The organism is Oceanospirillum beijerinckii DSM 7166 (assembly GCF_000422425.1).
Lineage (GTDB): Bacteria > Pseudomonadota > Gammaproteobacteria > Pseudomonadales > Halomonadaceae > Oceanospirillum > Oceanospirillum beijerinckii.
Genome location: NZ_AULT01000027.1, coordinates 56,712 through 69,682, shown reverse-complemented (window position 1 = coordinate 69,682; position 12,971 = coordinate 56,712). Strand labels below are relative to the sequence as shown.

Genomic DNA, 12,971 nt, shown 5'->3' with positions numbered 1-12,971 from the left:
TTGGAAAAGCCGCAGGCGCCTTCCGACAATAATCCGGTATTCAGGTCAGTATCGGACGGTGTTCATCTGACCCAGGCGAGCTATCAAAGAATTTAGCGGCAATCGTATTGCTGGTATCTCTTCTCTCTTCTGTTTTAACGAGTCTTTTATGTCGATACCTTATTGGCAGCTTTCTTCAGTCTACTTCTTCTATTTTGCTATTCTGGGAGCGACAAATCCTTACTGGGGCTTATATCTACAGTCATTAGGCTTTAATGCCGAGCAGATTGGTAGCCTGATGGCGCTGTTTATTGCTACCAAGCTGATTGCGCCAAATATTTGGAGTTACTGGGCGGACAGATCGGGTCGCTATGAACGAGTGATGCAGTTGGGTGCTGTACTAACGCCTGTCTGTTTTGTGGGGGTATTTTGGGCTGATCAGTTCTGGTTGATGGTTGCTGTAATGGCGTTATACAGTTTTTTTTGGAATGCCATCTTACCGCAATACGAAGTGATTACCCTTAGAGCTCTTAAAGGGCAGGAAGAACGTTACAGTCAGATTCGCTTATGGGGCTCTGTCGGCTTTATTCTGGCGGTTGCCGGATTAGGCTGGTGGCTGGATTATGTGCCAGTTAGCACATTACCTGCGGCGATTCTGTTGATTATGCTTGCGATGGCTATTGTCAGCTTTGCTGTTACTGGTGTTATAAAGACAGATCAACTCAGTGCACAAAAAACTAAACCTGAGCAAGGTGTTATCAGTTGGTTGATTAAGCCGCATATTGTCTGCTTTTTGCTGGCTGTTTTGTTGATGCAGGCTTCCCATGGACCTTATTACACTTTTTTTTCCATTTTTATGGAACAATACGGCTATAGCCGAACCGTAATTGGTTTGCTTTGGGCTCTGGGGGTATTTGCTGAGGTTTTACTGTTTCTGCTAATGCATAAACTGCTCAAAAGGGTTAATGCCGAAATTATCTTATTGGTCAGTTTGCTGTTAGCGAGTGTGCGTTGGTGGTTTACAGGTTTGTATCCTGATTCATTCTATGTAATGTTACTGTTACAGTGTCTACATGCGGCCACCTTTGGCAGTTTTCATGCTGCCAGTATTGACCTGGTTCGAAGACTGTTTCCAGCCTGTCATTCAGGGCAGGGACAAGCCGCGTACACGAGTGTCGGGTTTGGTATAGGTGGGGCGCTGGGGGCATGGGGTAGCGGTTTGATTTGGCAGTATTTTTCGGCCGAAGTCAGCTTTCAGGTAGCAAGTGTTACTTCTGGTATCGCTGCCCTGATTTTATTCTTATCACTGTATACCCAGCGCAGTGCTTGGGTTGCAGCTAAATGACCGGATGGTCTTTTTTAGTCGCGCATACTCTCATTGTGCAGTTGCAAAAAAGTGCTACTAAGGGTTACATTTGTTTCAGAGATGGCTGAGCCATATAAGGAGAGTTCCATGAAGGTGAACATCGAAGTCGATATGACCCCTGAAGAATTTCGTAAAGCGATGGGGTGGCCCGATGTGGAGAAGTTTCAGGAAGAACTAATGCTAAAGATTCGTCAGCAGATGGAAGAAGGGGTTGAAGGTTATGACCCTCTGACGTTGATGAAGCCTTTTGTCAGCCAGAGTTTCGATTCTGTTGAAACTTATCAGAAGTTGATGATGCAGATGCTGAATAGCTATACGCAGCAGAAGTAATAGCAACCCGATAATTCATAGTATATTCAGAGCCCGGGATTCAGAAGGGCTTTGATATTGCTGGAAGTGTGCGATGACTCACTTTATCGGGATGAGATGATTGATAAAACGGAATGCAAAATTTAGATAAGGAAGCGACAAGGAAATCTGGCCTGTTATCTGTGTGCAGGATGCAATATCAGGTTGAATACAATTGATAGCTAAGTAACCAGCTTGCCAGGCACTGTTGAGCAACACAGGCATTGTTGAGCAATAAATAATAGCTGTATCAAGAGTTTTGGAATAATGCAGTGCAACATGATTGACCTATTGGTGTAATCATTTTGACATTTGGCAGAATATACAATCACTTAAGTCGATAATCTAAGAATTTTTAGGGGATTCACCATGCAAGAAAAAATCATGAACGCTTTCGCTGATCAGACTAAAAACATGTACGCTCCAATGCGCAAATTGAACGCGCTGATGGTTGAGAACATGGAAAAGATGACGGATTTTCAGATTGAAGCTCTGAAGTCTTACAGCAAAATGGGCGTTAATCAGATGAAAAACGCGACTGAAGTTAAAGATGCTGAGTCTGTACGTGACTTCACGGCTGCACAAGCTGAGCTGATGAGCACTCTGAGCAAGAAAGTATTGGAAGATGCGAAAAGCATGGCTGACATGTCCATGGAATTCAAACAAGAAGTTGAAAAGATCGTTGAAGAGGCACGTACCGGTGCTGAAGAAGCAAAAGCTGACAAGCGCCCTGCTAGCAAAGCTTCTTAATTCAGGTACATGAGAAGGCTGCTGACTAACAGTGGCCTTTTTTATTGCCTTATTTTTACTGTTCAGTGCTTGTCGAAAGACACCAGGGAAATCCGAGGCCAGATAAAAGGCCCGAGTGAGGTACGCTCATGAGCGAACAGACTACCGATTCTACGAATTTCTTTTACGATCCAGCTGAGCTGACAGATATTGTCACTAAAGCCAATACCCAGTATCAGCAGCTGATTGAGCAGCTGATGTCCCGTCAGGGCATGAGCGACCCATCTCTATCTATTTTATTTGATGTTTCTGAATCTTTTCAGAAAATGGCCGAGCAGATCTCTACAAACCCAATGGCGGTTTATGAAGAACAGATGAATCTGTGGAAAAGTCAGATTCAGCTGTGGCAGAACGTCACTCGCCAGCTGTTAGGTGAAACTGTCGAGCCCGTGATAGAGCCTGCAAAAGACGATCGCCGCTTTAATGATTCAGAGTGGGCTGAAAATGCACTGTTTGATTTTATTAAACAGTCTTACCTGCTGTTTGCCCGTAGCATTTTTAATACGGTGCACAATGTTGAAGGTCTGAGCGATGAAGCTCGTCAGACGGTTGATTTCCATGCGCGTCAGTTTGTCAATGCAATGAGTCCAACCAACTTTGTGGCGACCAATCCTGAAGTACTGCGCCGTACGGTTGAGACCAAAGGTCGCAACCTGATTCAGGGTATGGAGCAGCTGGTTGAAGACCTGAAGTCCAGTCGTGACGGCTTGAGTGTCAGTATGACTGATAAGCAGGCATTCACTCTGGGTGAGAACGTCGGCAGCACACCGGGTGATGTGGTCTTCCAAAATGACCTGATGCAGCTGATCCAGTACAAGCCAACGACGCCAAAAACCTATAAGACTCCACTACTGATTGTTCCACCATGGATCAATAAGTATTACATCCTGGATCTGCGTCCTAGCAATTCTATGGTGAAGTGGATGGTTGATCAGGGTCACACTGTATTTATCATCTCTTGGGTGAACCCTGGTCCTTCTCTGCGTAACAAGGGCTTCGAAGATTACATGCTGGAAGGTCCTCTGGCTGCAATTGATGCCATTGAACAAGCGACCGGTCAGAAAGAAGTGAACATTATCTCTTACTGTATCGGTGGTACGCTGACTGCTTCTACGCTGGCCTATATGGCTGCGAACAACGATAAGCGTGTGAAGTCGGCGACTTATATGGCGACTTTGCAGGACTTTACTGATCCCGGTGAGATCGGTGTTTTCCTGAATGAAGCGACGTATAAAGGTATTGAAAAGCAGCTGGATCGCGATGGTTATCTGGATGGCCGAGCGATGTCCTTCAGCTTCAACCTGCTGCGTGAAAATGATCTGTTCTGGTCATTTTTCATCAACAACTACCTGAAAGGTGAGCGTCCGGCGGCGTTTGATCTGCTGTACTGGAATACTGACAGTACGAATATGCCGGCAGCGATGCATAAGTTCTACCTGCGTAATATGTACCTGGAAAATAATCTGATTCAGGGTAAGGTTGAGTTGAACGGTACTAAGATCGATCTGACTAAGATTGAAACGCCTGTATACTTTGTTTCAACCATTCAGGATCATATTGCCAAGTGGACATCAACTTACAGCGGAGCTCAGGCGCATTCAGGTCCGGTTAAGTTTGTACTGGCGGGCTCAGGTCATATTGCGGGCGTTGTGAATCCACCAACCAAAGAGAAATACGGTTACTGGACGAATGACAAGCTGCCAGCAACACCTGATGAGTGGTTCGCGGGTGCAGAGAAGCATCCAGGCTCCTGGTGGCCTAACTGGCAGGAGTGGGTGACAGCTAACGGTTATGCTGATGCTAAAGGTATGGTAGTGGCACGTGAGCCAGGTAAAGGCAAGCTGTCTGTGATTGAGCCTGCTCCGGGTAGCTATGCATCAAAGACCATTGCAGAAGTACTGCGTGAAGATGTAGCGGTTGCCAGTTAAGCTTTACAGTTCGATTGAGCGCTGATGGGTATCAGCGTGCTCAAAGCCCACTCTTGTAGTGGGCTTTTTTGTTTTAAGTGGTATTATTGATACCTAAATTTGTGCAGGCAAAGTCAGTGGTATCAAATGTTATCGGGTGGTTATGGAAGATAAGTTTTTTGTCGGTGCTAACAAAGGGCTAAATGTTTTTTTTACCCTGCTTGTGCTCGGTTTATTGCTGTATGTGTCTTTTATATACAGTGCCGATGTGGCTCGGCAAAAAAATGATGATATCACTGCTCAGTTTCAGAATACCGCCGAGCAGGCCTCAGATCTGCTGCATGAGAAAATCAAACCTTTTCCAATGCTGCTGCGTTCTGCCCGTGGTGTCGTATTGGGTCATAATGACCTCCCTCCTGCCAGCTGGAGTCAGTTTGTAAATTCCTTGGATCTGGACTACAGCGCTCTGGGTATTATTGGTTTAACTTATACTGAAAGTGTCTTTGATTTTCAGCTAGATCCCTATCTTGCCAAGCGCCAGCAACGTTTTCCAGGTTTCCATATTTTCCCTGAGGGTGTCAGGGAGGAGTATATGGTGGTGCTTTATCTGGCACCTGAATCCGTATCTGCCAAGGTGCGTGGCTTTGATATTTCGGTAGAGAATCACCGCCGTACTGCTGCGTTATTGGCGCGTGAAACGGGTCTTGCTACCTTAACTCCTCCTATCTCATTGTTGCCTACCGAATCGCACTCGGTAGATTACCTATTGCTGCTGCCTGTTTATGATAGTGAGTGGCACCCGGATATCTCTTTGATGGCGGAGACAGATGGCCTGTTTAAGGGGTGGGCAACATTGGGTTTTTCTATGACCCGTATTGCGCAGAAGGTCATGGCTGAAGCTCCTGCGGGCCTGCGTTTGCAGTTGTATGACAGTCGTGCCGGTACGGCTCCTGTATTTGACTCCAGCCCACAAACGGTGAGTCACCAGTCTGTGCCAGGCAATCGTGTGCTCAACTCTGTACTTACATTGGGTGGACAGGTACTGACCATTCGTATTACACCACTGCCGGGTAGTGAACTGGCAGTCGCTGAGCGTGTTTATGACGAGGGTTCAATGCTGGCTTCAGGGTTGATCAGTTTGCTGATTACTCTGGTGCTGCTTCTACTACTAAATAGCCGCTTTACCGCAATTAGTATGGCATCCAGGTTGCTGGAGCAATTTGCCGAAAGTGAAACTCGCTACAAATCTCTGTTTGATCTTTCTCCGGAAGCGGTAATTATACATCGTAAGGGGAAGATTCTATTGGTTAATCAGGCTGCACAGAACCTATTGGGCGTTGAGTCTCCTGGTCTGTTGATTGGTCGGGATGTGATGGAGTTTGTACACGAAGAATCGAAAGAGACTGTGCTGCTGCGTATGCGTGACTTTTATGGTGATGGCACCATGCCGTTTATCGAAGAGAAGCTGATGCGTTACGATGGTACTCCGTTTTTAGCTGAGGTATCCGGTGCGGGGATCTATTTCGAGGGTGAGTCGGCGACTCAGGTGTTGTTCCGTGATATCTCCTCTGAGCAGGAAACCCGCTACGAGGCACAGATCTCTAAAGCGGTTTTCCGTCACTCCCGTGAGCCGATGATGGTGACTGACGCTAAGGGTATGATTAGCCTGGTTAACCCGGCCTTTACTGAGGTTACTGGATACGAGTCGGAAGAGGTGCAAGGGCGTAATGCGTCACTATTATCTTCTGGCTATCACGGTGCTGATTTTTATCAGCAGATGTGGAGTGAGTTGCTGGATGACGGCGAGTGGGAAGGAGAGATGACCAATCGTCGGAAGGATGGTGAGATTTATATTCAGCGTGCACATATGTCGGCAATTCGAGGCTTGCATGATGAGATTACCCAGTTTATCTGTGTTATGAGCGATATAACGGAGCAGAAGAAAGAGCTGGAGAATATGCGCTTCCAGGCGCTGCATGACCCGCTGACTAAACTGCCAAATCGTATTCTCTTTACCTCAGAAGTTCGTAAAACTATCGCGATGTTCGAGAAAGAACAGAAAAAGTTTGCGGTATTGTTTATTGATCTGGATGGCTTTAAACCAGTCAATGACACCTATGGTCACTTGTTGGGTGATAAGTTGTTGATTGCTCTGGCGAAAAAGCTATCTGGCGCAATTAAAAAGCATGATGCGGTGGCTCGTGTCGGCGGTGATGAATTCCTGGTATTGCTGCGTGAGGTGGAAAGCGGTGAGATGGCTCTGCATGTAGCGGAGCGTCTGAATCATCTGATTGGTGATCCGATTTCTATTGATGGTATCGATATTTCTGTTGGGGGTAGCATCGGTGTGGCAGTCTACCCAGATCATGCTCAGAGTGAGGTGAGTCTGATTGATCAGGCCGATAAAGCCATGTATCAGGTAAAACACTCTGGCAAAGGTCGTTCGGTATTGGCGGCAGTAAATGTGAGTGAGGTTGCTGAGTTCTAGTCCTTCAGTTTTCATTTTTGCCATTGTGTTGTTTGTGTGGCTTTTGTCGTTTTGGTTTTAAAGATCTTTATGTTGTTCCAGTAGTTTGATCAGTTGCTGGCTTGCATTGGATAGTGTTCTTTCCTGGTGGTAGAGATAACCCAGTGGCCGGGTCAGGTCGATCTCGGGTAGGTGGATCACCTGCATGGTGTCATCAATTAAAGTTTCTGGTAGTACGCTCCAGCCCAGGCCAATAGATACCATCATCTTTAATGTCTCCATATAGTTGGTCGATAGGGCGACCTGTAGGTCCAAATTCTGTTTGGCAAAAGCGGTGGCCACAATACCTCGGGTAAAAGTCTGAAAACCCGGTAATACAGCATCGTACTGAGTCAGGGTTTTAAGCTCTATCTCTTTCAGCTGCGTAATGGGGTGGTCTTTAGCAGCAACAACCCTGAGCCTATCGTTCCAAATCGGGACTACGGTTAAGTTAGTAGAATACTGTGTCGGAGCTGTATGTTGCTGCAGGGCGATATGTTTTGGCGATAGAGTAACCACGGCTAACTCTAATTCACCCTGCACTATACCTTCGTAAGCCTGTTCAGAATCCAAAAAGCGCATATCCAGTTTGACCTGAGGGAAGCTTGAGGTAAACGCTTTAAGTACCGGTGGCAGACGGTGCAGTCCAATATGGTGGCTGGTGCCTAATACCAGTGAACCTGCAATCGCGCCGTTGATATTGTTCAGCAGGCGTCGGGTATCTTCCAGTTCTACTAATACCTTTCTTGCCCTTGGCATCAACGCCTGACCGGCTTCCGTCATGTGGGTTTGTCGACCAATGCGATCAAACAGGCGGCAATCCAGTTGGGATTCCAGGTTGGCGATACGCTTGGATACGGCCGGTTGTGTCAGGTGCAGTATTTCAGCGGCACGGGAAAATGAGCCGGTTTCTGCAACGCTTATAAATGCCTGTAATGATTGTGTATCCATCGTTCGTTACCTCACTAATGTTCTCTTTATAAAAGAGAAAACTTGTTTGATGTTTTCTATAGCTATTTGGAATCCAATCAATAAAAAATATGAATTTGTTTTATCGTAACGCAAGCCCTAAACTGTTTTCAACGCCCATAGAGGCGATCAGAAAAATGATGAGGAGTTAACCATGGCAGGCAAAACCCTGTACGACAAATTGTGGGATGACCACTTGGTACAAGAGCGCGATGACGGTACGTCTTTGATCTATATCGACCGTCAGTTATTACATGAAGTAACCTCTCCTCAGGCGTTTGAAGGCCTGAAGCTGGCGGGTCGTGGTTTGTGGCGTGTCAATGCTAACCTGGCGACTCCTGACCACAACGTGCCGACGACCGTTGAAGAGCGCAAGGCCGGTAACGAAGGTATCGAAGATCCTGTATCTAAGATCCAGGTTGTGACGCTGGATGATAACTGTGATGAGTTCGGTGTGACCGAATTTAAGATCAACGATATCCGTCAGGGTATTGTGCACGTCGTAGGCCCGGAGCAGGGCGCGACTCTGCCGGGTATGACTGTGGTATGTGGCGATTCTCACACCGCTACTCACGGTGCGTTTGGTGCACTGGCCCACGGTATCGGTACTTCTGAGGTGGAACATGTCATGGCCACTCAGTGTCTGATCCAGCGCAAAATGAAAAACATGCTGGTTAAGGTAAACGGCCAGCTGGGTGCGGGTGTGACCGGTAAAGACGTGGTACTGGCTGTTATCGGTAAGATCGGTACTGCGGGCGGCACAGGTTATGCGATCGAGTTTGGTGGTGAGGCGATTCAGAGCCTGTCCATGGAAGCGCGTATGACCATCTGTAATATGGCGATTGAAGCCGGTGCCCGTGTGGGTCTGGTTGCTGTTGACCAAACGACTATCGATTACGTAAAAGGTCGTCCATTTGCCCCGACAGAAGATCAGTGGGAGCAAGCAGTTGCGGCCTGGAGCGAACTACACTCTGATGCCGATGCGGTATTTGATACCGTGGTTGAGCTGGAAGGTAGTGAGATCGCACCACAGGTAACCTGGGGTAACTCGCCAGAGATGGTTGTTCCTGTCAACGCAGTAGTCCCGAATCCTGCGGATCAGTCTGATGAAAATCAGCAGAAGGCTTACGCTCGTGCTCTGGAATATATGGGCTTAACCGCTGGTCAGGCGATCACTGATATTAAACTGGACCGTGTGTTTATCGGTTCTTGTACCAATTCCCGTATCGAAGATCTGCGCGAAGCTGCTGCGGTAGCAAAAGGTAAGAAGGTTGCAAACAACATTATTCAGGCGTTGGTTGTACCGGGTTCTGGTCTGGTGAAGCAGCAGGCAGAAGAGGAAGGTCTGGATAAGATCTTTACTGAGGCCGGTTTTGAATGGCGCGAGCCGGGTTGTTCCATGTGTCTGGCGATGAATGCGGATAAGTTAGGTGCCGGTGAGCATTGTGCCTCAACCTCTAACCGTAATTTTGAAGGCCGTCAGGGCTTTGGTGGTCGCACACACCTGGTGAGTCCGGGGATGGCCGCCGCCGCCGCGATTGCAGGTCATTTTGTTGACGTACGTGAAGTAGAAACAGCCTAAGAAGCCGGAGGTTAAAATGGACAAGTTTACACAATTAGACGGCTTGACTGCGCCTATGGATCGAGCCAATGTCGACACCGACATGATCATTCCAAAGCAGTTCCTGAAATCCATTAAGCGTTCAGGCTTTGGTCCTAATCTGTTTGATGAGCTGCGTTACCTGGACGAAGGTAAGCCGGATCAGGATTGCACAGGACGTCCTCTGAACGAAGACTTTGTACTGAACCAATCCCGTTACCAGGGCGCTTCTGTCCTGCTGGCACGTCAGAACTTCGGTTGCGGTTCTTCCCGTGAGCACGCGCCATGGGCGCTGCTGGATTACGGTTTCCGTTGCGTGATCGCTCCAAGCTTTGCAGATATCTTCTACAACAACTGTTTTAAGAACGGTATTCTGCCGATCATTCTGGACGAAGACACTGTAGATAGCCTGTTTAAAGAGGTTGAAGCGGAAGAAGGGTATCGTCTGGTCGTAGATCTGGAAGCTAAAGAGATCCGCACTCCTGGCGGTCGTACTATCGCGTTTGATGTGGATGATTTCCGTCGCCACTGCCTCTTAAATGGCCTGGACGATATCGGTCTGACTCTGGAAGATGCCGATCAGATCCGTGCTTATGAAGAGAAACGTAAGCAGAAGGCGCCTTGGTTGTTTAACTAAGAGCGGTTTAGTTAAGAGCTAGTTGTTAGGCTCTTGTTTGAAGAGTCTGTCGTTTGTAATTGATTTGGTTGTTTAAACGACAGCGACTGCGCAAATATAACGATTATAAAGTGCCTGAGATTGTGTGTTTCAGGCGCTGAGCCATTTAAAAATGCAAGCCGTAGTTGGGCGTATCTCGACTGCGAGAAACAAGGATATAAGCAATGACTAATAATGTATTGGTACTGCCGGGTGACGGTATTGGTCCTGAGATTGTGACTGAAGCAGTAAAAGTTTTAGGCACTCTGAATCTGGATATCGAAATCGATAGCGCGCTGGTAGGTGGTTCTGCGGTAGATGCGACGGGTAACCCTCTGCCAGAAGAAACGCTGAACAAGGCTCGTTCTGCCGATGCAATCCTGCTGGGTGCGGTAGGTGGTCCTAAGTGGGACGGTAACCCAATGGAAAGCCGTCCAGAGAAAGGTCTGCTGGGTCTGCGCTCTGAGCTGGAACTGTTTGCTAACTTCCGTCCGGCGATTCTGTACCCACAGCTGGCAGAAGCATCTACCCTTAAGCCTGAAGTAGTTTCTGGTCTGGATATTCTGATCGTACGTGAACTGACCGGTGGTATCTACTTCGGTCAACCACGGGGCATCCGCACGCTGGAAAATGGCGAGCGTGAAGGTTACAACACTTACGTATACAACGAGTCTGAGATTCGTCGTATTGGTCGTCAGGCGTTTGAAGCCGCGCAAAAACGTGGCAAGCGTCTGTGTTCCGTTGATAAATCCAACGTACTGGAAGTCACCGTACTGTGGAAAGAAGTGATGGAAGAGCTGGCAAAGGAATATCCTGATGTTGAGCTGAGCCATATGCTGGTCGACAACGCTGCGATGCAGCTGGTGCGTGCGCCTAAGCAGTTTGATGTTGTAGTAACCGGCAATATGTTCGGTGATATCCTGTCTGATGCTGCGGCGATGCTGACCGGTTCTATCGGTATGCTGCCTTCTGCTTCTCTGGATAAAGATGGCAAGGGTATGTACGAACCATGTCACGGTTCTGCACCCGATATCGCAGGTCAGGGTAAAGCGAACCCACTGGCGACTATCCTGTCTGTGGCTATGATGCTGCGTTACTCTCTGGATGAAAGTGCGGCAGCGGATCGTATCGAAGCTGCGGTACAGAAAGTGCTGGATCAAGGTCTGCGTACTGGCGATATCATGTCTGAAGGTTGTACTCTGGTATCTACTGAAGAGATGGGGGATGCGGTTGTTGCAGCCCTGTAAGCTATTTAGCTTGTGCAATCATTGCCGGACTTATATCTGATAGGCGTTTTTCTGCTTGAAAAGCGTTGCAGATTCCTGATAAATAACGTTAGAAAACTCTGAGAGGCTGCTGGGCAGTCTCTTGATTTAGCCTAACCCCTGACGGCATTTGGTATTGCCTGGGGTGGGTGATGTTTAATGACCATATAGGTGAAAAGATGGCTCAAAAACGTGTAGGTCTTGTTGGCTGGCGGGGCATGGTAGGCTCCGTATTGATGAAGCGTATGCAGGACGAAGGTGATTTTAATCATATCGAACCGATCTTTTTTACAACCTCTCAGGCAGGACAGGCGGCACCGGACTTTGGTAAAGAAGCCCCTGCACTGAAGGACGCAACGGATATCGAAGAACTGAAGGCGATGGATATCATCATCACCTGTCAGGGCGGCGATTACACCAAGGCGGTTTATCCTAAGCTGCGTGAAAGCGGTTGGAATGGTTACTGGATTGATGCGGCATCTTCGCTGCGTATGGACGATGATGCCATCATAGTGCTGGATCCGGTTAACATGAATGTGATTAAGGATGGTCTGGCCAAGGGTGTTAAAACCTATGTGGGTGGTAACTGTACCGTATCTCTGATGCTGATGGGTCTGGGTGGTTTGTTCCAGAATGATCTGGTGGAGTGGATGACTTCCATGACTTACCAGGCGGCTTCTGGTGGTGGTGCCCGTCATATGAAAGAGTTGATTGCTCAGATGGGTATTATCAACTCAGCAGTAGCGGATAAGCTGGATGCGGGTTCTGCCATTCTGGAAGTAGATCGTCTTGTCGCAGAGACTATTCGCAGTGAGCAGATGCCGGTTGATAACTTTGGCGTACCTCTGGCCGGCTCTTTGATTCCTTGGATCGATACCAAGCTTGATAACGGTCAGAGCCGTGAAGAGTGGAAAGCTTTTGCAGAAACCAACAAGATTCTGGGTCTGGGCGATAGCCCGATTCCAATTGATGGTACTTGTGTACGTATCGGTGCGATGCGTTGCCACAGCCAGGCGTTTACCATTAAGCTGAAGAAAAATGTGCCGATGGATGAAGTGGAGGCGATTATCGCTGAAGCAAACGACTGGGTGAAAGTGATTCCAAATGAGCGTGACATCACCGCTTCTGAGTTGAGCCCGGTTAAAGTCACCGGTACTCTGAGTGTGCCTGTGGGGCGTCTGCGTAAGATGAACCTGGGCGATGAATACCTGAACGCCTTTAGCGTTGGTGATCAGCTGCTGTGGGGTGCTGCCGAACCTCTACGTCGCATGTTGCGTATCCTGTTAGACGATTAATTTCACATTAATTTTCTATGACAGAGAAAAGCCTGCCCATTCGGCAGGCTTTTTCCGTTTTATGGCAAAAGTCATCCTTGAGCAAAATAATATTGTTGCAGTTGGCGTTAAATTACCGGAATTTGGGCTCTAAATAGCGTTTTTTTACTGGCCTGTTCTTTGCAGGTTAAGCTATTAGCATAGGTGTAAGTGCGAAAAATCTTAGCAAAAAGAATGACCTAAACCCGGAAAAAAGCTGGATTAACTCCCTGCTGATGTGTACAAATTGCTGAAATATTGATACAAGTTACAC

General features: G+C 47.7%; 10 protein-coding genes. 9 read left to right on the top strand and 1 reads right to left on the bottom strand.

Features of this window, described 5'->3' with window-relative positions:
- Positions 1-148: 148 nt before the first annotated feature.
- From H579_RS0108995 to H579_RS0108975, 5 genes are all read left to right on the top strand, one after another.
- The gene (locus H579_RS0108995; protein WP_028300398.1) at positions 149-1,324 is read left to right on the top strand and encodes an MFS transporter; all 1,176 of its coding nucleotides are present in this window, start codon (positions 149-151) and stop codon (positions 1,322-1,324) included.
- Positions 1,325-1,432: 108 nt separating this feature from the next.
- Positions 1,433-1,675, top strand: a complete 243-nt coding sequence (locus H579_RS24985) for a DUF6489 family protein (RefSeq protein WP_036565858.1) — start codon at positions 1,433-1,435, stop codon at positions 1,673-1,675.
- Between the two features lie 387 nt (positions 1,676-2,062).
- Entirely contained in the window at positions 2,063-2,443 is a 381-nt protein-coding gene (locus H579_RS24980) for a phasin family protein (protein WP_036565856.1), read from the top strand.
- A 128-nt stretch (positions 2,444-2,571) separates the two neighbouring features.
- Entirely contained in the window at positions 2,572-4,410 is a 1,839-nt protein-coding gene (gene phaC / locus H579_RS24975) for a class I poly(R)-hydroxyalkanoic acid synthase (protein WP_051227474.1), read from the top strand.
- A gap of 142 nt (positions 4,411-4,552) precedes the next feature.
- Positions 4,553-6,877: a sensor domain-containing diguanylate cyclase gene (locus H579_RS0108975; RefSeq protein WP_028300397.1), complete on the top strand. Its 2,325-nt coding sequence runs from the start codon at positions 4,553-4,555 to the stop codon at positions 6,875-6,877.
- 57 nt (positions 6,878-6,934) lie between these two features.
- Here H579_RS0108975 and H579_RS0108970 read toward each other — a convergent pair whose 3' ends face one another.
- Positions 6,935-7,846: a LysR family transcriptional regulator gene (locus H579_RS0108970; protein WP_028300396.1), complete on the bottom strand. Its 912-nt coding sequence runs from the start codon at positions 7,844-7,846 to the stop codon at positions 6,935-6,937.
- A gap of 172 nt (positions 7,847-8,018) precedes the next feature.
- Here H579_RS0108970 and leuC point away from each other — a divergent pair, with 172 nt between their 5' ends.
- From leuC to asd, 4 genes are all read left to right on the top strand, one after another.
- A complete protein-coding gene (gene leuC, locus H579_RS0108965; RefSeq protein ID WP_028300395.1) occupies positions 8,019-9,446 on the top strand; it encodes a 3-isopropylmalate dehydratase large subunit in 1,428 nt (475 codons plus the stop codon).
- A 16-nt stretch (positions 9,447-9,462) separates the two neighbouring features.
- Positions 9,463-10,101, top strand: coding sequence for a 3-isopropylmalate dehydratase small subunit (leuD, locus tag H579_RS0108960; RefSeq protein WP_028300394.1), 639 nt, complete (start codon positions 9,463-9,465; stop codon positions 10,099-10,101).
- 203 nt (positions 10,102-10,304) lie between these two features.
- A complete protein-coding gene (leuB, locus tag H579_RS0108955; protein WP_028300393.1) occupies positions 10,305-11,366 on the top strand; it encodes a 3-isopropylmalate dehydrogenase in 1,062 nt (353 codons plus the stop codon).
- 197 nt (positions 11,367-11,563) lie between these two features.
- Positions 11,564-12,679: an aspartate-semialdehyde dehydrogenase gene (asd, locus tag H579_RS0108950; protein ID WP_028300392.1), complete on the top strand. Its 1,116-nt coding sequence runs from the start codon at positions 11,564-11,566 to the stop codon at positions 12,677-12,679.
- Positions 12,680-12,971: the final 292 nt, after the last annotated feature.

What these genes read in the sequence shown, in the direction of transcription:
- H579_RS24985 (WP_036565858.1), top strand. Translation starts at nt 1,433, where the DNA reads ATGAAGGTGAACATCGAAGTCGATATGACCCCTGAAGAATTTCGTAAA.
- leuC (WP_028300395.1), top strand. Translation starts at nt 8,019, where the DNA reads ATGGCAGGCAAAACCCTGTACGACAAATTGTGGGATGACCACTTGGTA.
- leuB (WP_028300393.1), top strand. Translation starts at nt 10,305, where the DNA reads ATGACTAATAATGTATTGGTACTGCCGGGTGACGGTATTGGTCCTGAG.
- phaC (WP_051227474.1), top strand. Translation starts at nt 2,572, where the DNA reads ATGAGCGAACAGACTACCGATTCTACGAATTTCTTTTACGATCCAGCT.
- leuD (WP_028300394.1), top strand. Translation starts at nt 9,463, where the DNA reads ATGGACAAGTTTACACAATTAGACGGCTTGACTGCGCCTATGGATCGA.
- H579_RS0108970 (WP_028300396.1), bottom strand. Translation starts at nt 7,846, where the DNA reads ATGGATACACAATCATTACAGGCATTTATAAGCGTTGCAGAAACCGGC.
- H579_RS0108995 (WP_028300398.1), top strand. Translation starts at nt 149, where the DNA reads ATGTCGATACCTTATTGGCAGCTTTCTTCAGTCTACTTCTTCTATTTT.
- H579_RS24980 (WP_036565856.1), top strand. Translation starts at nt 2,063, where the DNA reads ATGCAAGAAAAAATCATGAACGCTTTCGCTGATCAGACTAAAAACATG.
- asd (WP_028300392.1), top strand. Translation starts at nt 11,564, where the DNA reads ATGGCTCAAAAACGTGTAGGTCTTGTTGGCTGGCGGGGCATGGTAGGC.
- H579_RS0108975 (WP_028300397.1), top strand. Translation starts at nt 4,553, where the DNA reads ATGGAAGATAAGTTTTTTGTCGGTGCTAACAAAGGGCTAAATGTTTTT.